The following is a 19,327-nucleotide window of genomic DNA, read 5'->3' as shown; positions in this document are numbered from 1 at the left end:
TTTTTTATAGCTGGATGGCAAGAATTACTTCTTTCCGCCTCGGCTTCCAAAACGCTTACGGAAGCGATCAACTCGACCACCAGTATCAACGATTTTCTGTTTACCAGTGAAAAATGGGTGACATGCAGAACAAACATCAAGTGAAATGTCTTTGCAAAGAGTCGAACCAACTTCAATCTTGTTACCACAGCTGCAAGAAGCAGTAATGGTTTCATACTTAGGATGAATACCTTCTTTCATAATACTTTCTCTCTTTGTTGTGGATCGCTATTCGCTTCAGGTTGAAACAAACACCATCCACCCAGTTAGGGGACGCGCGATCATACTCCCCCACTGGTGTAAATTCAACCTCCATTAAAAAGTCCCACCAAGATTCGCTTTCCCCTTTACATATTTTACGGAATGCATACCATTGACCCACAATAAAAAAGCCGATGTCAGAACTTTGAGCCAAAACCTAATAACAGTTGCCCTTCCAGTACCGCTCCGTCGACTGTTCACCTATCAGGTGGCTCAACCTGGTGCATACATTGGTCGTCGGGTAAAGGTTCCCTTTGGAAAACAAGAGCTTATTGGTATCATTGTTGACCAGCCGAATACTACCGACCTACCGGAAAACAAGCTCAAGCCAGCTAATCTAATTATCGATGAACATCCTGTTATTCCGCAAAATACACTTTGGGACCTCATCTTCAAGGTATCGCAATATTATCATCACAGTTTGGGAGACTGCTTTGCCACAGCGCTTCCTAATGCACTCATGAAAGGAGAAAGCTGCACCTTGTCTCCAGAGATTTTCTGGTCCATAACTCCGACAGGTGTAGAAGCAAAAACGAGCTTGTCTAAAAGAGCCGTAAAACAGCAAAAAGCGCTAACCTACCTAGAAAACGAGAATCACCCCGTCAACCAGGACGAGCTAAAACACGTTGAAATATCAACGGCGACCCTCAAAACCCTCCTCGAAAAGGGCTGGGTAGAAAAACACTTAATTACTCCTAAAGCACCAAAGATTACTACTGGAGAAAAGAAATCTTTAAATAAAGAACAGCTAGAAGCTTATAAAGAAGTCACATCAACCAATGACCAATTTGTTGCCACATTACTAGAGGGAATCACGGGAAGCGGCAAAACGGAAGTTTACTTACAAGTGATAGAGGAACAGCTGAACACCAATCGACAGGTACTCATACTTATTCCAGAAATTGGTCTGACACCACAAACACTTAAAAGATTTGAGCAGAGATTTCCGGGACATGTTGGCGTTATTCATTCAGGACTCACCGACAAACAACGCTTAAACACCTGGCTAAAAGCACGTGAAGGTGCCTTAAGAATTATAATTGGTACCCGATCTGCAATTTTTACTCCACTGAAATGGCCAGGAATGATCATTATTGATGAAGAGCACGATCTCTCATTTAAACAACAAGATGGACTTCGCTACTCTTCCAGAGATATCGCATTATTGCGCGGGCAAATGGAAAACATTCCGGTTTTATTAGGCAGTGCAACACCTTCACTAGAATCACTCAACAATGCATTATCTGGCAAATATCGGCACATCAAGTTGACTCAGCGGGCGACCGGTCAAAGCTTACCAACAATAAAACTTCTCGACTGTAAAAACCAACCAATGATCGAAGGGTTTAGTCAACCGCTCCTAAAGTCGATTGAATCTCACATTCAAGCGGGCAATCAAGTACTAGTCTTTATCAACCGAAGAGGTTTTGCTCCTGTTTTATTGTGCCACCAATGTGGTTGGATTGCCGATTGCACCCGTTGCGATAGCTATATGACGCTGCACCAATCAAAACATAATGAGTATTTGCAATGCCATCACTGTGGCCGCTATCAAAATAAAATTCACAACTGCCCAAAATGCAACAGCACCGAGCTGGTGAGTGTGGGACAAGGCACCGAACGCATCGAAAAGTTTTTATCGGATCGATTTCCAAACATCTCATTACAACGAATTGACCGCGATACGACCAGACGCAAAGACTCGATGAAAAATTACATTGAAGCCGCTAAAAAGGGAGAAACCCAATTATTAGTTGGTACACAAATGATTGCCAAAGGCCATCACTTCCCCAAGGTAACACTTGTTGCAATACTAGATATTGATGGGGCTTTGTTTAGTAGTGACTTTCGAGCTCCCGAACGAGCAGCACAACTGATCACACAAGTCGCCGGCCGAGCTGGTCGAGCCGAACGCAAAGGCGAGGTTGTCGTACAAACGCATCATCCAGAACACAGCTTACTTCAGGCTTTGTTGCAAAATGACTACCACCAATTAGCAACAAAGTTACTCGCCGATCGCAATGAAGCTCAATTACCTCCACATACTTACGTTGCATTATTTCGCTCAGAATCAACCAATAAAGATTCGGCCTATGAATTTTTAGCTTTTGTAAAACAAAACTTTTCTCAATTCATGAATCAATTAGAAGTACTGGGGCCTGTTGCATCAACCATTAGTCGAAAAGCTGGACGCTTTCGATTCCAACTATTACTGAACAGCCCGTCTCGAAAAGCTTTACATTCAGCCATAAATGAAAGAATGGATGAAATCGAACAATCATCTCTGGCCAGTAAAGTTCGTTGGTCATTAGATATTGACGCTCAAGATCTACTGTAACAAGTCAGGCAGATTTAATAAGCCCAAGACTCCATAGGGTTCTGAAAAGAGATTTTATTCACTTTAGAACGAAAACTTTGAATCAAATCTTTATAGGTATCGATCATTCAACCCTTTTCAAGGATAATACGGCAAACACTGTATTCTTAATAATTGATATAAGCAATTTCGATGAAAGACACATTATTACAACTACTTGAACAAGCGATACTAAAGATGAAATCTGACGGCCTACTAACCGAAGATTTCACACCGCGACTTCAAGTGACCCACACTAAAGATAAAGCTCACGGTGACCTTGCCACTAATTTAGCAATGATGCTATCAAAGCAGGTTGGCAAACCACCTCGCGATATTGCTCAGATTATTATTGATGCTCTACCAGAGTCAGCCGCAATTACAAAAGTAGAAATAGCCGGACCTGGATTTATTAACTTTTTCATGGCGCAAGACGCTCAAAGTGCCGTTATCAGTGAAGTACTCAAAGCAAAAGATACTTTTGGTCATAACCAAACTGGGAATGGTCAAAAAGTACAGGTGGAATTTGTATCCGCAAACCCAACGGGGCCATTGCATATAGGACATGGACGAGGCGCCGCAGTTGGCGACAGCATTTGCCGATTACTTGAAGCAAATGGTTGGGATGTAACCGCTGAATTTTATTACAACGACGCTGGTCAACAAATAAACAACCTCGCTCTATCAGTACAGGCCCGTTGTAAAGACATTTCCCCTGACGACGTCGCTTGGCAAAAAGACTGGTATCAAGGCGATTATATTAAAGACGTTGCCGATGATTATATGGCAAAAGTAAAAATAGACGCAGAAGATCAGCACGTCATAGGCAAAGGCGACCCTGATGATCTTGAAGCCATTAGACACTTTGCCGTTGCTTATTTACGCCGAGAACAAGACCTGGACTTAAAAGCCTTTGCCGTTCACTTTGATAACTACTTCCTTGAATCATCATTGTATGAAACAGGAAAAGTCGAAGAAGCCGTCAAACAACTCGTCGATAACGGATTCACTTACGAAGATGGTGGAGCCTTATGGCTCAAAACCACTGAGTTTGGAGATGACAAAGATCGTGTCATGCGCAAAAAAGATGGTGGATACACCTATTTTGTACCCGATGTTGCTTATCATTTAAATAAATATCAACGAGGCTTCAAAAAGGTCATTAATGAACAAGGCGCCGACCATCATTCAACCATCACCAGAGTAAGAGCAGGCCTTCAAGCACTTAAGATGGACATACCTCAAGGTTATCCAGATTATGTTCTGCACCAGATGGTAACAGTGATGCGCGGCGGAGAAGAGGTTAAAATATCCAAGCGGGCAGGCAGTTATGTCACACTTCGCGATCTCATCGATGAAGTGGGCCGTGATGCAACTCGCTATTTCCTGGCAGCGCGCCGAGCGGAATCTCAACTCACATTTGATATTGAACTAGCGAAATCTCAAACTAATGACAATCCGGTGTACTATATTCAGTATGCTCATGCACGTGTCTGTTCTGCATTTAGAAAACTTAGCGAAGTTGGTAAATCGTTTGATCAAACCAATGGTTTGAGCCAACTCGAGCTACTTACTCTAGAACAAGAAACAGATCTCATGGATAAAATGAGTCAGTTTCCAGAACTCGTAAAATCGGCAGCCAGTCAATGTGAGCCCCATGTGATTGCACATTATTTACGTGACCTTGCTGCATTACTTCACGGCTATTATCAAATTGGATCAGACGACGCAAACAACCGCTGGATTGTTGATGATAGAAACTTATGTGACGCGCGTTTAACTTTAATTACGGCTGTAAAACAAGTTATTTCAAATGGATTACACTTACTTGGCGTTAGTGCACCAGAGAAAATGTAAATGCATTTTTTCCTCCTGCTCTCCTCTCGATGAGGAGTCTAGATAATTAATTAACGCCAGGAAGGACTAATACAATAATGGCAAGAGATTACGCAAAAAAGTCTGCACCGAAAAAAAGAAAACGTAATGCGACACGTCGCAAAAAGCAGGGTTTTCCAACCGCAGCGGTACTCGTTGTTGGAATGCTTGTTGGTGGGTTTGTCGCATTTTTAATTTATTTAAAGTGGATACCTCAGCCCGATGGTTCAAAAGTAGCGGCACAAAATAAAGTCTCTTCAGAACAAGTAACCGAAAAAGCTGCAGACAGAAAAGTCGAAACACCTAAGACAGAGGTTCCAAAGTACACGTTTCACGATATTCTGGAAAAGAAAGAAGTCGTTATTCCTGAAGAAGAACTTGCTAGACCAGAAAATAAAATTTCAATGCAATACGTTATGCCATGTGCGGCTTTTAGTGACAGTAATAACGCTGACGCATTAAAAGCTAAAGTTGCTTTGCTCGGCTTCGAAAGTAAAATCGTCCCTGTAAAATGGAATGACAAACAACTCTATCGAGTTCAATTAGGCCCGTTTGCAAGTAAACGAGAAGCAGAGTCTATCCGACATCGTTTACAAAGAAACGATATAAACGACTGTAAAATTTGGGGTAAAAAGCTTTAATCACAATCAAGAGTGCGTCCATATTTCAGTAAATAGAGTGCGTCGATAGTATCTAATAGCACTGACTTATACGTATAACGAAAAAGCTATCGTAAAGGTGAATTATGGACATCGCAATTATTGGCGCTGGTTTAACAGGGTTAGCATTAGCAAAAGAACTTAAAGCTCTCGGGCATTCGGTCATTATTTTTGAAAAGTCACGTGGTCGTGGTGGCCGACTTGTCAACAAACGATTTAACTGGGCATCCTTGGACATTGGAGCACAATACTTTACAGTTCGAGAACCTGCATTTAAAACCAAAGTCGATGATTGGCAGCAGCAAGGACTGGTTACACCTTGGCAGTTTACTCCTTATAAAATGAACCATGGCACGCTTACTTTATCACCAGATAATACTGAGCGCTGGGTCGGATTACCTGCAATGAATGCCCCTGCAAAATTTCTTGCTAACGAACTAAACATTAAGTTCAATTGCTCAATTACGCGAATAGAATTCCAAAACTTAAAATGGACACTTCACGATCAAAAGGATAAGTTTTATCCTGGTTTCGACTGGACAATTATCACTGCCCCTGTCGAGCAATCACTACCTTTAGTCACAGAACATGCAGCACCACCAGAAGCAATAACTCAAATAAAGCATACACCTTGTTGGGCTCTTGCATTTCAAACTTCAACGCCATTAGCAAATTCTGAAATCAAAGGTATATTTGGTGACGAAATTATTCGCTGGGTCAGTAGAGATTCTTCAAAACCTGGTAGAAAGGAAAAAAGTAGTTCTAATTGGATCGTCCACTTCTCTCCAGAGTGGTCAAAGAAAAATCAGCCTCATCAACCATTTAAAGATTTAACTCAAGTTGAACAACAACATTGGAAACAACGGTTAATTGAAACAGCGCAAACTTGGTTACGCCCTTGTTTTGATTCTCCAATTGCGATCTCAAATTCCTATTTTCATTTTTGGCGTTATGCAAATTTAGAAGAAAATGACGCATTACCTTTTTATTGGGCAGATAAAGAGAAAGGATTAGCGCTAGCCGGTGCTTGGGCAGCAGGAGGTCGAGTAGAGGGAGCTTGGAAATCGGCGATGATGTTGCTAGAAAATGAGTTCAAACTTTAATTCGAACTCATACGAATTTTCTTAATGCCCTTAATGGCTTGCTCCCGAAATTATCGGGAACAAATGATTTACGTTACTGACAAATTAGTGGAAGCATTGATTCTGCTAAATTCTTACCGATTAAATAGTAAGACTCTGCATTTCGATTCCAGTGATACCCTTGATCAGCAGGCGAGTTTTCTGCCGAACGCCAAAAATCCCGAGTTTCGATGGCAGCTACCTTTCTAGCATTTAATCGATTATCCGATGGTACTGCCAATTGCGCATTCATTAATGACAAAGCCCTTGGATGAGTTTCATCCCAACCGCTCATTCCAGTTGTAGCCAGAACAAATGGAAGCTCGGTCAAAGTTAACTCTTGCCGTAGGTCATTTATAAAATTAACCAAGTTGGTTTGATACTCATCATTGAACTCTTGATTTATTCGATCATTCCAACCTTGATGCCAACCAAAACCAACAATTTCGAAACCTTGGCCTTGATAACCTGGTAACTCACTCTCTAAATTACTTAAAACATTTTGAGCATACTCAAGCATTTCTTGATATTTAGGTCCTGTATCGCCACCAGAACTTGGCGGACGCCAATCTACAGCAAGACTGGTTCCACCCCATGAGGTTTTAATAAGTAACACCTGATTATCATAGTGATCGCCCATCACGTTACCAAACGCAAGCTCAGGTCCAATGTGACTTGAATTAGAGCCTTTGCCGACACTTAACTTACCTGTCGAACTTAAATTTGCAATCCATACATCATCACGCTCAATCCAGTTGCCACTATTATCTTTTAAGTTGGCATACTCCTCATTGTCAGCAACCAATTTTTCAAGCGTTCCCAAACCACCATTGCGATCTAAATGGCCTTGGGTTGGAGTGACAGTTCCGTGACCAACCATATTTGATTGTCCGGCTAGAAAAAATACTTTAACTGGTCCATTGGACTGATTAGTGCATTGCTCAATGCTTTCATCATTCCAAGAAAACTCATCACTTCCACTATCGCCTTCTTCTTGAAAAATATCTAAAACGTCAGGCGATGCTGGCAATCCATTTTGTTCTGCATCAGGCGTCAATAAAAGTTCAACTTTAGTAACTTCACCATCTGATGCACGCAGATTCACAGCTACCGTTTTCAGACTATTTTGATTGAAACGATCCCCACTCGGATCACCGCTTGCTGCAAGCATATAATAACGGGTGTTCCCACCTTGAGTCACTTTGAGCGTAAAGTCACACCCGGTATTTGGACAGTAATCTGAATCAGCTAATGCGCGATCTTCAGCATTTGTCGGATCGAAGGTCAGAATTAGATTACCAACGTAAGGACCAATTGGTGGGTAAACCATATTTAAATCCATATCCGCCAAAGAGGTCGCAGCCATAACACTTATAACATCAACATCCATTTCAATTGGATAACGAACACCGAGCCCAGAAATAATTTGAGATGAATACGACTTATCGTTGTCATTCCATTTAAACCAATTCTCATTTCTATTTATTGCGACTTTCGACTCTAAGTAATTCTGCATTTGGTTAACGCTGTAATCCGAAAAGTGACGCATTAAAAATTGAGCCTCTTGATCACCGGTTCCACCACCTTGCATAGGACTCGCTTTATAGGTTCCAGCAACACCACGGTTACTGTCTTCTTGAACCGTTGGCGGAATAAACGTTAACGTTGGTAAATCAAATGCCCACGTCGGACCAACATGAGTTCCGTTAAGCGTATCGGGAGCCGGAATTCCATGCATATCACCTTTGTAGGGATAACTTCCGTTATTACCCCAGTGTGGTAACGATAATGCATGCCCTAATTCGTGATTCAGAATTCCAACACTCGGCGCACCAACACCATCAAACCCACCGGCCTGACCGCCGGCCGGTACACCTATAATGTTGACATAACACATTGCCGTGTCTTGATTTCCACCCGCTGCAGATAGAGCATGAACCCACTGTAAAGCCGCCGCTTGCTCACCATCGAACCTCAATCCTGTTTTTTCTTGATATTCAGCAGTTGAGGTTATCCTTACATTCGGCGCACCGACATCAGGACGAGCCGGGATTACCATTTCGGGAAAATTAATATCTCTAACTCTTTCAACAGAAAGCGATGCCGCCGGCCACTTTGCCGCTAACTCAGCAAAAGTTCCTGCGGGGTAGTCAGAGTCACCTTGACCGAAATAATGAATATCGAACATTTTCATTTTAATATCTGTAGGAGCACCAACATTTAAGTCATATTCCGCTCTTTGCTCTGCTGCAACCACTTCAATCGACAAGCCAGGGGAAATCCATTGCGCAGGAATAACAACCGTAAAACTGTCATCGAAAGAGTGTTCAACTTGCCCTTTTTCACCGTTGAAAGTGGAAGGTAATAAAGTTGGCCCATCGAGGGTTAATGAGTCAAACTGATCACCCAGCTGTAAGTTAACTGTCACATCTGGCGATGCTACTTCGTTTGGATCAATTACTTGAACTTTAAGTAGTGCGTCTCGGTTACCAACCAGTTTAAAAAGAGGAGCTTCGGGTGGTAGAACATGAGTTTGAGCCAAATAAACGGCTTCTATTTTGGTATTCGACCAATCAGTAGTATTATCATTGTCATCATCAGTATCTTGCCCGCATCCAGACAAAATCAACAGACTACTCAAAGCGATTACACGATACTCTTTCATTTTATCCACCTTAATTTAAATTCCTTATAGGTGAAAAGTATCCTCCGTGAACATCAAAGTCATTAACGAAACCTAAGATTTGTGACTCACTCAAAATTAATCGTGAAATTTATATTCTGCTTTTGCGTATTTTGTGAAATAAACCTCAAATATATAACTTACTGTTTCCGCTAAATAAAGATGCAAAACAGCAACTTAAAAATGAACAATCAACTAGAATCATTCAATAAATCAAAGTTAGAGCATCGAAAAGCTTAGATCGAAATTGAAATGGGCAAAGACAATGGAAAGAATATTTATTTTCTGTGATATCAAAATCAATCAGACACAAAAAAGGCGTGTTTTTAACACGCCTTTTTAAGATAAGAAAAGTCTCAGCTAATTATAGAACAACAATGTTCTCAGCTTGTGGACCTTTCTGACCTTGAGTTACAGTGAACTCAACAGCTTGGCCTTCTGCCAAAGTTTTGAATCCTGAACCGTTAATCGCACTGAAATGAGCGAATACATCTGGACCGCCCTGCTGCTCGATGAAACCGAAACCTTTAGATTCATTGAACCACTTAACGGTTCCTTTAACTGTATCTGACATAATAACTAACATCCTGAAATTTAAACAAATATTTGCCTTACGGCGTCTTTAGCTTCGAAAGCTAGACTGGAACTTAGAAAACTGCAGGACGAAGTGTTACAGGTAAAACAGCGAAATGTAGGTTTTCAAGAATTAGACTTTCTTTCTTGCTGCGGCGAACTTTACAGGAATGCGAACCGAATGTCGAGAATATTTTAGATTATTTTTTAATCAAGCTATCAACTGAGCAGACTCCCTTTCAAAAGCCTGCTTTACGATAAGTCAACATGACTTAATTTCGATAAGAAAAAGATAGATTAACTGGCTACGACCAGCTTTAAACCTTGCATCTGTAAAGATGCTTTTCGAATATGATACTCACACTGCTCTATTCGCTTTTTTAAACGCTCAATCTCATCGCTACGAATACTGGCATTTGTTTTTTGTAAGTCAACGAGTCTCGCTAACTCACTGCCTAAAATTAACTGCATTTTTTCAATAGCAGATGCTTTTAGTGATTCCACCTGACCTTGTGCGATTGCATCGCTTTTCTCGATAATTTTTTCAGCTTGAGGTTTTACTTGTTGAATAACTTGTCGGGCAACTTTACGTTTAAGCGGTTGGCTAAGCCCATTTAAGGCGTCATGACTAACAACTTGAGATAAATCTTTTCCGTTTACATCAACCAATAATCGAACTGGAGCTTGCGACATATAACGGTGCAACTGCAGATGTTTAGGCGCTATCGATTGCAATGTAAAATAACTCTCCAGCAATAATGTGCCGGGTTTAAGCCCTTTCACGGAAATGGTCGTCATGGCAGCATTTCCAGCATCACCTTTGATCATCATATCCATCGCTTCGACAACCATAGGGTGCTCCCAGGATAGGAACTCAATATCATCACGAGATAAAGCCTTTAACCGATCCAAGGTCACGGTATTGCCGTCTTCTTTCAATCCTGGAAAATAAGAGTGTTTCATATGATCGCTTGGACGAATAACCCAACTTAAAGATGAATGATCTTCTTGCTCAACACCAAACTCTTCCAACAACCGCTCAAAATAGCTAGCCAATCTGTTAGCTTGCTCTTCTTCCTCGAGCTGCTCAACAAGTTGATTAGCATGCGGTTGTCGACACGAGTTCAACTCCAAGAGACGATCTCGCCCAGCTTCCATTTGTCGATGTATTTCCGCAACCGTTTGTTGAGTCGCTTCAATTAATTCGTCGGGTAAATCCTGAAGGTGCTCCATGCAATGAGTCAGTTGACTATGAAACTTTTCATAAACCGAATAACCGGCACTAAAACTCTTTTCAAAAAGATTCAGCCCCTCGTGATACCAACGGAATAAGACCTCTTGAGAGGCGCCGGTTAAAAATGGAACATGAACATTTATTGTTTCTGTTTGCCCGATACGATCCAGTCGGCCAATTCTCTGCTCTACCAAATCAGGATTATTTGGCAAATCGAAAAAGATCATATGATGCGCAAACTGAAAATTGCGACCTTCACTACCAATTTCTGAGCAAAACATTACTTGAGCACCTTCTTCACGATCAGCAAAATAAGCCGCGGATCGATCACGCTCAAATAAACTTAATCCTTCATGAAAACAGGTACACCGCAATCCATATTTTTTACTAAAGTGCTCTTGCAAGGTCAAAGCCGTCGATGCGTGGTGCGCAATCACAAGTACTTTTTCACCTTTCAACTCAGTAAGCTTTTGCAACAACCATTCGACACGTGGATCACGAGGTAACCAAACTTCGGGAACCAATTCAATTTCAGGAGTTAATCCCAATTGACCAAGATTCATCGGGTCATCGTCATCAGGCGTATATATTTCAGGACAAGGAAGTGGGTAAGAATGAAGCTGTCGCTCAGGAAAGTTACTCATAGCAGAACGAGTGTTACGAAATAAAACTCGTCCAGTGCCGTGTTGATCGATAAGTCGATCTAATAACTTTTGCTTTTCAACATCGGTTAGAACATCTCTTGAGTCAATTAAAGTCTCTAGCTCAGGCAACTCCAATAGCAACGGTTTAATATCCGCGACTGACAATTCATCATCATTTGCCAAAAGATTAATAAGAGACTGATGCTGACTGTAAATTGAAGACTCTTGTTTGAAAGCCTCAAGATCATGAAAACGATTAGGATCAAGCAATCTTAAACGCGCAAAGTGACTTTCGACTCCAGCTTGCTCTGGGGTTGCCGTCAATAACAATAATCCTGCCGTTTTCTCACCTAACATTTCGACAAGTTTGTAATCGTCTCCTGTCGGTTGTTCGATGTCTTCATTATCGCCCTCATCAAGAGGGTTCCAATGCAAATGATGAGCTTCATCAACAACTAACAAATCCCATTGAGTTTGTTTTAATTTATCCTGCATATCAGAACGCTTCATGAGTTCATCCATGCTGCAGATAATCAGTTGTTCCATTTCGAACGGATTTACTTCTTCACCAGTATCTAAATCAACATCTGGTGAATCACTCAATGCGGCGAATCGAGATTGATCAAACAGTGCAAACCGTAGGTTGAACCGACGTAACATTTCCACCAGCCACTGATGCACCAACGAATCAGGTACCAGTATAAGCACTCGCGACGATTGGCCAGTATGCAGTTGCTGATGCAAAATCATCCCTGCCTCAATCGTTTTACCTAATCCAACTTCATCGGCTAAAAGAACACGCGGCGCCTGGCGTTTAGAAACTTCGTGAGCGATATAAAGCTGGTGAGGCAATAACTCCACACGAGAACCTAGCAATCCACTAACAGAACTTTGATTAAGTCTCTCTAACTGTAAGAAAGTGTCGTAGCGCAGCTGATAAGCCTCTTCTTTATCGAGTTGGCCATTCAACAAACGTTTGTCTGGAGCGTTAAATTGGACATAACAGTTTAAGTGAAGCTCAGATAATTTATGCGAATTGCCCTCTACATCCTCACAGGCATAAATCATTAAACCTTGATGCTCAATGGCTTCCGTAATCTGATAGGCCTGCTCGTCCATGTCCGTTATTTGGTCTCCAGGCTGATAGATAATTCGGCTGACCGGAGCATTATCGATGGCATAATGGCGAGACTCATTAACGGCAGGAAAATAAATTTCCATTCGCCGTCCTTCAATAGACTGGATCATACCCAGTCCCAAATTTGCTTCGTTATGACTGATCCAACGCTGACCGACTACTACAGAATTCATAATTAAACTGGATAATAACTTGGACTGGAAATGGCCGCGCATTCTACCACTGCGAGGGATAATTTAAAGTGTGAATTTGAGTTATCTTTATTCCTTGAATTCCACAAAAGCAACACTTTCTAAATTCCTTCTACTCATCTCAAAAAAATAATCGCGACTTACTTAATATTTCGCTATCTCAAAATATGAGTGACTGCGATCTGAGCCAAGTGTAAAACACCTAAAACAGCTCGATTTTAATTAGAACACAAGATACTCAACAATGCGTCTGCATGTTCTGCAGCCTCACGACCTAAATCGGTTAAATAACCGCCATCTGGTTGAGTGATAAGTTTTTTCTGAAACAACCTTAGGGTTGCTTCTATGATGCGAATATCTGCATTTGAATGAACTTTCAAACCTTCTTGTAAGGTATTCAAATTAAACCTGACGAGCATGTTCAATTCATCTACCATCGATTGGTCAATTGGCATAGAAACAACCTTTATTCTTTTTAGACTTCACCAACTATAGCTCGAACGCCGTCTCCACACCAAAATGAATTCGCGAAGTACCTTGAATTTATTATTCAGACCCCCACTATGTATCCCATTGTTAAGCCCAAAAATCCTCAGGAGCTCATTTTGGAACAATTTAGAGGAACCACCATTCTTTCAGTACGCCGTAATGGCCAAGTGGTTATTGGCGGAGACGGACAAGTCTCTCTTGGCAATACAGTAATGAAAGGCAATGCGCGAAAAGTTCGACGTTTATACCACAACAAAGTTATCGCTGGCTTTGCTGGCGGGACGGCCGATGCGTTCACATTGTTTGAACGCTTTGAAGCAAAGCTCGAAATGCATCAAGGTAAACTCCTTCGTGCAGCAGTAGAAATGGCGAAAGATTGGCGAACCGACCGAATGCTTCGACGCCTGGAAGCTATGCTCATAGTGGCTGATAAAGATCATTCATTCATTATTTCAGGTAATGGAGATGTCATTGAGCCAGAAGCCGATGGCGGGCTATTGTCGATAGGATCAGGAGGGCCTTTCGCCCAGGCAGCAGCCAAGGCACTCATTGAAAATACCGAGATGACGGCAAAAGAAATCGTCGAAAACGGACTAAAAATTGCTGGTGACATCTGCGTTTATACCAACCAGAACCTGACGATCGAAGTACTAGAAGATTAATTAAACCAAAGAGTTAACGAATTATTATGTCTCAGATGACCCCAAGAGAAATAGTCCATGAGTTGGACAAACACATCGTTGGCCAAGATTCTGCCAAGCGAGCAGTCGCAATTGCGCTACGTAACCGCTGGCGCCGCATGCAGGTCGACGACTCATTACGCAACGAAATTACTCCCAAAAACATTTTGATGATTGGCCCAACGGGTGTCGGTAAAACAGAAATCGCACGTCGATTGGCCAAACTTGCCAATGCTCCTTTCATCAAAGTCGAAGCGACTAAATTTACCGAAGTAGGTTACGTTGGACGCGATGTTGAATCCATTATTCGCGACTTGGTCGATTCTGCTTTCAAAATGTTACGTGAACAAGAAGTAGAACGTGTTAAGCCCAGAGCCGAAGATGCTGCAGAAGAGCGTATTCTTGACGCATTATTGCCGCCCGCTCGCAGCTCGATGGGTTTTGATACCGATGAACGGCCTCAAGAAGAATCCAACGGCACGCGTCAGTTATTCCGCAAAAAACTGCGCGAAGGCGAACTAGACGACAAAGAAATTGAGATTGAAGTGTCAGCGCCCCAAGTTGGCGTTGAAATCATGGCACCTCCTGGTATGGAAGAAATGACAAACCAGTTACAAAGCATGTTTCAAAACATGTCGCCAGGAAAAACCAAACGCCGTAAAATGAAAGTTAAAGACGCCTTCAAAATGGTTCGCGAAGAAGAAGCTGAGCGTCTGATCAACCTGGACGATTTGAAAAACAATGCCGTCGATGCAGTTGAACAAAATGGTATCGTATTTCTAGATGAAATTGACAAAGTTGCAAAAGGATCCGAAAACACTTCTGGTGGCGATGTTTCTCGCGAAGGAGTACAACGAGATCTACTACCGCTCGTTGAGGGCAGCACGGTAAGTACGAAGTACGGAATGATCAAAACCGATCATATTCTATTTATCGCATCTGGCGCATTCCATTTGGCAAAACCATCGGACCTTATTCCAGAATTGCAAGGCCGACTACCGACTCGCGTCGAGCTAAAAGCACTGACTGTCGAAGATTTTGTTCGCATCTTAACAGAACCAGATGCCTCTCTAACACGACAATACAAAGCACTTATGGCAACCGAAGAGCGAAGTATCGATTTTGACGATTCTGGCATTAAGCGCATTGCTGAGATAGCCTGGCAGGTCAATGAACGAACTGAAAACATTGGTGCTCGCCGACTACAAACGGTAATGGAAAAGCTCTTAGAAGAAGTCAGTTACACCGCTTCGGAAGAGAAGTCGGACGTTACCATTGATGCTGCTTATGTCGACAAACAACTATCAGACTTAGTTGATGATGAAGATTTAAGTCGTTTTATTCTGTAGTATAAAGCGTTCGCCGTTCGCGGGATTCACTCTCGAACGGCTTGCTTTAACTATCAACAACACCCTAGGCAACTCATTCGCCAACACCAGCGAGACACTCTGATGAAAACAAATCCTCCTCGCGATATAAAATTCCACCAAAAAAGCCAACGACTCGAAGTGGTATTCGACGATAAAACATATGAAATGACCGCTGAATACTTGCGTGTTTTTTCGCCTTCAGCCGAAGTCAGAGGCCATGGTGGAGGACCAATGAAGTTGATCACTGAGAAGCAACACATCAAAATTCAAAAAATCACCCCCGTCGGGCATTATGCAATCCAACTGACCTTTGATGACGGTCACGACTCTGGGCTGTATACTTGGAACACATTACGCGATTTAGGCGATAACTTTGAGGCAAACTGGGAGCATTATTTAAACCGTCTCGCAACAGAAGGCGGCTCAAGAACTCCACAAACCTCAAAAGCACCTTATAAAAAAGTTGAGTAAAGAAGATTCTCTATGAGCGATAAAACCACCCACTTCGGATATGAGACAGTTGATCGAGAAGAAAAGCAAAAAAAGGTAGCGGATGTCTTCCATTCCGTTGCGTCCAAATACGACTTGATGAATGATGTCATGTCGATGGGTATTCACAGGTTGTGGAAACGTTTTACTATCGAAATGAGTGGTGTTAGGCCAGGCCAACAAGTTCTTGATCTTGCAGGTGGCACTGGAGACCTGGCAGCAAAGTTTGCCGACAAAGTTGGCCTTGATGGGCGTGTTGTTCTTGCTGATATCAATGAGTCGATGCTTAACGTTGGCCGAGATAAGTTAATTGATAGCGGATATGGCGGTCGAATTGAGTTTGCTCAAGTCAATGCCGAATGCCTGCCTTTTGAAGAGAATACTTTCGATATTATCACCATAGGTTTTGGTCTTCGAAACGTTACCGACAAAGAAAAAGCACTCCAAAGTATGTACCGCGTTTTAAAACCTGGTGGCCGACTGTTGGTTCTCGAATTCTCTAAACCAGAAAATGAGTTGCTCAGTAAAGTATACGACACTTACTCTTTCACATTATTACCGACAATGGGTAAGCTGCTTGTTAATGATGCTAAAAGTTATCAATATCTGGCAGAGTCTATCCGAATGCATCCCGATCAAGAAACATTAAAGCAAATGATGAAAACCGCTGGCTTTGATGAAGCCCAATATCATAATCTTACAGGTGGAATTGTCGCCCTACACCGTGGATTTAAATACTAAATGTTAACACTTAACTTGGTCACCGCATCAGCACTGGAAAAAGTGATCAATCACTGGGTGTTTCTTGACCCTGAAATTTCCGAGAAACGAAAACCGCTAATCCAAAAACGCGTTGCGATAAAGTTAACTGACTGGAATTTAACCTATGTATTTGATTTTAATGAAGAATCAATTGCTATTGATACGCAAGTCGAAGCTCCGAGTCAGGTAACTCTCAGTGGTACCAGTTTTGCCTTTTTTAATATGGCTCGACAAGAACATGGCGGCGACGCTCTATTTAAAGGCGACATCCACTTTGAAGGTGAAGTTGGTACTGCACAACTTTTTCAAGCCTTTTGGCAATCCATTGATGTTGACTGGGAAGAAGAGCTTTCAAAATATACCGGAGATATTGTCGCTCATCACGCAGGAAACTTTGTTCGTTCAGCACACAAAACGCTTAAAAATTTCTTTATTACCGCACAACAGAATGTCAGTGAGTACGTGAGAGAAGAAGCTAATATGTCACCTTCTCCTATCGAAGTTGAACTGTTTTATAATGAGCTTGACGACTTAAAAAGTGATATCGACCGCTTGGCGAGTCGGATCGAAAAATTAAACACTAAACTTTAATTTTTTCATTCTTAATTAAACACTAAAAAAGAAAACGAATGGCACTTAAAAACTTCTCACGTATTTTTTCAATTAATCGAACATTGATTAAACATGGTCTCGATGAGTTTTTAAGCTTAACGCCAATGGGCAGCTGGTCACCAGCACTCAAATTATTCGCCTTAACGTCAGCGACAGAAAAAGAAAAGCCCCGTGGTCAACGTTTACGTGAGGCTTTAGTTGAACTCGGACCTATCTTTATAAAGTTCGGACAAATGTTATCAACTCGCCGCGATCTCATTCCAGATGATTTGGCCCGGGAGTTAATGTTATTGCAAGACAAAGTAAAGCCCTTTGACGAATCAGTCGCTGCTCAACGTATTGAGTCACAACTGGGTCAGCCAATCGACTCCATTTTTTCGAGCTTTTCTTCCAGCCCCATCGCCTCAGCTTCTATGGCACAAGTTCACGAAGCAACATTACACTCTGGAGAGAGTGTCGTCGTAAAAGTAATTCGCCCAGGTATTCGCAAACAAATTGCCCGTGATATTGCGTTACTTAAACAACTCGCTGGCTGGTTTGAAGATCATTTTCCAGAAGGCAAACGCTTTAAACCCAGGCAGGTAGTGAGCGACTATGAGTTAACTATTTATGCGGAACTCGATTTACGTACAGAAGCCGCCAATACAATGCAGCTAAGACGTAACTTCATTGAAGGTGACCTGTTGTATGTCCCGCAAGTCTACTGGGACTTCACCCGCGAAAAAGTAATGGTGCAAGAAAAAATCAGTGGAATACCTATAGCCGATGTCGAAGGTTTAAAGGCTGCCGGAACGGACATGCAAGAATTGGCACACCGAGGCGTCGAAATATTTTTCACCCAAGTTTTCCGCGATAGTTTTTTTCATGCCGATATGCATCCAGGCAATATCTTTGTCGATGTTTCAAATCCACAAAAGCCTAAATACATTGGTATTGACTGCGGCATCATGGGCACATTAGGTGAGCAAGACAAACGCTATCTTGCTGACAACTTTCTCGCTTTTTTTGATCGCGACTATCGACGAATTGCCGAACTTCATATCCAATCGGGCTGGATACCCGCCGACACTCCTGTTGAAGCTTTTGAATCGGCAATTAGAACCGCTTGTGAGCCGATTTTTGGAAAGCCGTTATCGGAAATTTCTTTTGGACACTTTTTGATCCAGCTGTTTCAGGTCGCCCGTCGTTTTCAAATGGAAGTTCAGCCGCAATTGGTGCTTCTGCAGAAAACGCTTCTTTACATTGAAGGATTGGGTCGCCAGCTTTATGGCGAGCTTGATTTGTGGGAAACCGCGCAACCTTATTTGCGAGAATGGACAAATAAACAGTTTGGTCCAAAAGCAATATTCAAAAAAATGAGAAACAAGTGGCCAACCTGGATTGAACAGCTTCCAGAAATGCCCGAAAAATTTTCAGCCTTTTTAGAGCAAAGTGAACACTCCCAACATAAACTCGATAAGCTACTCACTGAATTAACTCGTCTTAATAACGAACAAAATAAGCGACGGAAGATGACAACCTGGCTAACGATCGGCGCAAGTTTAACCTTGTTATCTGGCTTTTTATTGAGCAATAGCATGTTACAAGAATGTTACGGAAGTCTGTCAGCAGCTGGAATAGCCTTTATTCTGGCAATTAGAAATGCATAAATCTGTCATCAATCTTACAAAACATCTCACCTATCACACTCTGAGTATCATTTTTCAAAAATCGCAATCGCCCATTATATAAATTTGGTATGATAATAAGTGGTGAGTTACCATAAACCGATAACTCGACGAAAAACAGGTACTTGGCATGAACGATTGTTTATTTTGCAAGATTATCGATGGCGAAATACCCTCAAAGAAAGTCTACGAAGACGAGCATATCTACGTTTTCGAGGACATTGCTCCTAAAGCACCAGTCCATGTGTTGGTTGTGCCGCGCAAGCATATTCGATCGTTAAAAGAAGCCTCCAGTGAAGATAAAGAGTTGTTAGCTCACATTCAGCTAACCATTCCTAAAATTGCTCAGCAATTAGGGCTCGACGCTGGCTTTCGCACAGTGTTAAATACCGAAAAAGGTGGTGGACAGGAAGTATTCCACATTCACTATCACATTTTAGGCGGCGGCCCCATGCCCTTCGCATGATAGAGCCGATTTACTTGA

16 protein-coding genes are annotated in these 19,327 nt (G+C 42.0%); 11 read left to right on the top strand and 5 right to left on the bottom strand.

Going from position 1 to position 19,327, the window contains the following annotated elements; genetic code table 11:
* Positions 1-24 precede the first annotated feature (24 nt).
* A complete protein-coding gene (gene rpmE, locus FAX86_RS08920; RefSeq protein ID WP_144392974.1) occupies positions 25-240 on the bottom strand; it encodes a 50S ribosomal protein L31 in 216 nt (71 codons plus the stop codon).
* 172 nt (positions 241-412) lie between these two features.
* Between rpmE and priA the strand changes: the two genes are divergently transcribed.
* The 4 genes from priA to FAX86_RS08900 all read left to right on the top strand — a co-directional run bounded on the left by priA (position 413) and on the right by FAX86_RS08900 (position 6,293).
* Positions 413-2,638, top strand: coding sequence for a primosomal protein N' (gene priA / locus FAX86_RS08915; protein WP_205859136.1), 2,226 nt, complete (start codon positions 413-415; stop codon positions 2,636-2,638).
* Positions 2,639-2,809: 171 nt separating this feature from the next.
* Positions 2,810-4,513: an arginine--tRNA ligase gene (argS, locus tag FAX86_RS08910; RefSeq protein ID WP_144392973.1), complete on the top strand. Its 1,704-nt coding sequence runs from the start codon at positions 2,810-2,812 to the stop codon at positions 4,511-4,513.
* A 77-nt stretch (positions 4,514-4,590) separates the two neighbouring features.
* Positions 4,591-5,172: an SPOR domain-containing protein gene (locus FAX86_RS08905; RefSeq protein WP_144392972.1), complete on the top strand. Its 582-nt coding sequence runs from the start codon at positions 4,591-4,593 to the stop codon at positions 5,170-5,172.
* 104 nt (positions 5,173-5,276) lie between these two features.
* The gene (locus FAX86_RS08900) at positions 5,277-6,293 is read left to right on the top strand and encodes an NAD(P)/FAD-dependent oxidoreductase (protein ID WP_144392971.1); all 1,017 of its coding nucleotides are present in this window, start codon (positions 5,277-5,279) and stop codon (positions 6,291-6,293) included.
* Between the two features lie 73 nt (positions 6,294-6,366).
* Here FAX86_RS08900 and FAX86_RS08895 read toward each other — a convergent pair whose 3' ends face one another.
* The 4 genes from FAX86_RS08895 to FAX86_RS08880 all read right to left on the bottom strand — a co-directional run bounded on the left by FAX86_RS08895 (position 6,367) and on the right by FAX86_RS08880 (position 13,229).
* The gene (locus FAX86_RS08895; protein WP_144392970.1) at positions 6,367-8,976 is read right to left on the bottom strand and encodes a sialate O-acetylesterase; all 2,610 of its coding nucleotides are present in this window, start codon (positions 8,974-8,976) and stop codon (positions 6,367-6,369) included.
* 382 nt (positions 8,977-9,358) lie between these two features.
* On the bottom strand, positions 9,359-9,568 hold the full coding sequence (locus tag FAX86_RS08890; protein ID WP_144392969.1) for a cold-shock protein: 210 nt from the start codon (positions 9,566-9,568) through the stop codon (positions 9,359-9,361).
* Positions 9,569-9,864: 296 nt separating this feature from the next.
* Positions 9,865-12,756: an RNA polymerase-associated protein RapA gene (gene rapA / locus FAX86_RS08885; protein ID WP_144392968.1), complete on the bottom strand. Its 2,892-nt coding sequence runs from the start codon at positions 12,754-12,756 to the stop codon at positions 9,865-9,867.
* A 236-nt stretch (positions 12,757-12,992) separates the two neighbouring features.
* Positions 12,993-13,229 (bottom strand): TIGR02647 family protein, encoded by a 237-nt coding sequence (locus FAX86_RS08880; protein WP_246128532.1) that lies wholly within the window; start codon positions 13,227-13,229, stop codon positions 12,993-12,995.
* Between the two features lie 150 nt (positions 13,230-13,379).
* On the opposite strand from FAX86_RS08880, the gene hslV reads away from it, so the two are divergent.
* From hslV to FAX86_RS08845, 7 genes are all read left to right on the top strand, one after another.
* Positions 13,380-13,925, top strand: a complete 546-nt coding sequence (hslV, locus tag FAX86_RS08875; protein WP_144392967.1) for an ATP-dependent protease subunit HslV — start codon at positions 13,380-13,382, stop codon at positions 13,923-13,925.
* Positions 13,926-13,951: 26 nt separating this feature from the next.
* A complete protein-coding gene (hslU, locus tag FAX86_RS08870; RefSeq protein ID WP_144392966.1) occupies positions 13,952-15,292 on the top strand; it encodes an ATP-dependent protease ATPase subunit HslU in 1,341 nt (446 codons plus the stop codon).
* Between the two features lie 102 nt (positions 15,293-15,394).
* Positions 15,395-15,784, top strand: coding sequence for a gamma-butyrobetaine hydroxylase family protein (locus FAX86_RS08865; RefSeq protein ID WP_144392965.1), 390 nt, complete (start codon positions 15,395-15,397; stop codon positions 15,782-15,784).
* 12 nt (positions 15,785-15,796) lie between these two features.
* Positions 15,797-16,543, top strand: a complete 747-nt coding sequence (gene ubiE / locus FAX86_RS08860) for a bifunctional demethylmenaquinone methyltransferase/2-methoxy-6-polyprenyl-1,4-benzoquinol methylase UbiE (protein ID WP_144392964.1) — start codon at positions 15,797-15,799, stop codon at positions 16,541-16,543.
* On the top strand, positions 16,544-17,155 hold the full coding sequence (locus FAX86_RS08855; protein WP_144392963.1) for a ubiquinone biosynthesis accessory factor UbiJ: 612 nt from the start codon (positions 16,544-16,546) through the stop codon (positions 17,153-17,155).
* 38 nt (positions 17,156-17,193) lie between these two features.
* On the top strand, positions 17,194-18,825 hold the full coding sequence (gene ubiB, locus FAX86_RS08850; protein ID WP_144392962.1) for a ubiquinone biosynthesis regulatory protein kinase UbiB: 1,632 nt from the start codon (positions 17,194-17,196) through the stop codon (positions 18,823-18,825).
* 148 nt (positions 18,826-18,973) lie between these two features.
* Positions 18,974-19,309 (top strand): histidine triad nucleotide-binding protein, encoded by a 336-nt coding sequence (locus tag FAX86_RS08845; protein WP_144392961.1) that lies wholly within the window; start codon positions 18,974-18,976, stop codon positions 19,307-19,309.
* Positions 19,310-19,327: the final 18 nt, after the last annotated feature.

It is taken from the genome of Pleionea sediminis (assembly GCF_007570825.1).
GTDB classification, from domain to species: Bacteria; Pseudomonadota; Gammaproteobacteria; order Enterobacterales; family Kangiellaceae; genus Pleionea; species Pleionea sediminis.
Note: the sequence above shows the minus strand (reverse complement) of the source record. Positions and strands in the feature narration are given on the sequence as shown.

Bases quoted from the DNA above. Each gene is read 5' to 3' on its own strand.
- rpmE (WP_144392974.1), bottom strand. From the start codon at position 240: ATGAAAGAAGGTATTCATCCTAAGTATGAAACCATTACTGCTTCTTGC.
- argS (WP_144392973.1), top strand. From the start codon at position 2,810: ATGAAAGACACATTATTACAACTACTTGAACAAGCGATACTAAAGATG.
- FAX86_RS08905 (WP_144392972.1), top strand. From the start codon at position 4,591: ATGGCAAGAGATTACGCAAAAAAGTCTGCACCGAAAAAAAGAAAACGT.
- FAX86_RS08900 (WP_144392971.1), top strand. From the start codon at position 5,277: ATGGACATCGCAATTATTGGCGCTGGTTTAACAGGGTTAGCATTAGCA.
- FAX86_RS08895 (WP_144392970.1), bottom strand. From the start codon at position 8,976: ATGAAAGAGTATCGTGTAATCGCTTTGAGTAGTCTGTTGATTTTGTCT.
- FAX86_RS08890 (WP_144392969.1), bottom strand. From the start codon at position 9,568: ATGTCAGATACAGTTAAAGGAACCGTTAAGTGGTTCAATGAATCTAAA.
- rapA (WP_144392968.1), bottom strand. From the start codon at position 12,756: ATGAATTCTGTAGTAGTCGGTCAGCGTTGGATCAGTCATAACGAAGCA.
- FAX86_RS08880 (WP_246128532.1), bottom strand. From the start codon at position 13,229: ATGCCAATTGACCAATCGATGGTAGATGAATTGAACATGCTCGTCAGG.
- hslU (WP_144392966.1), top strand. From the start codon at position 13,952: ATGTCTCAGATGACCCCAAGAGAAATAGTCCATGAGTTGGACAAACAC.
- FAX86_RS08865 (WP_144392965.1), top strand. From the start codon at position 15,395: ATGAAAACAAATCCTCCTCGCGATATAAAATTCCACCAAAAAAGCCAA.
- ubiE (WP_144392964.1), top strand. From the start codon at position 15,797: ATGAGCGATAAAACCACCCACTTCGGATATGAGACAGTTGATCGAGAA.
- FAX86_RS08855 (WP_144392963.1), top strand. From the start codon at position 16,544: ATGTTAACACTTAACTTGGTCACCGCATCAGCACTGGAAAAAGTGATC.
- ubiB (WP_144392962.1), top strand. From the start codon at position 17,194: ATGGCACTTAAAAACTTCTCACGTATTTTTTCAATTAATCGAACATTG.
- FAX86_RS08845 (WP_144392961.1), top strand. From the start codon at position 18,974: ATGAACGATTGTTTATTTTGCAAGATTATCGATGGCGAAATACCCTCA.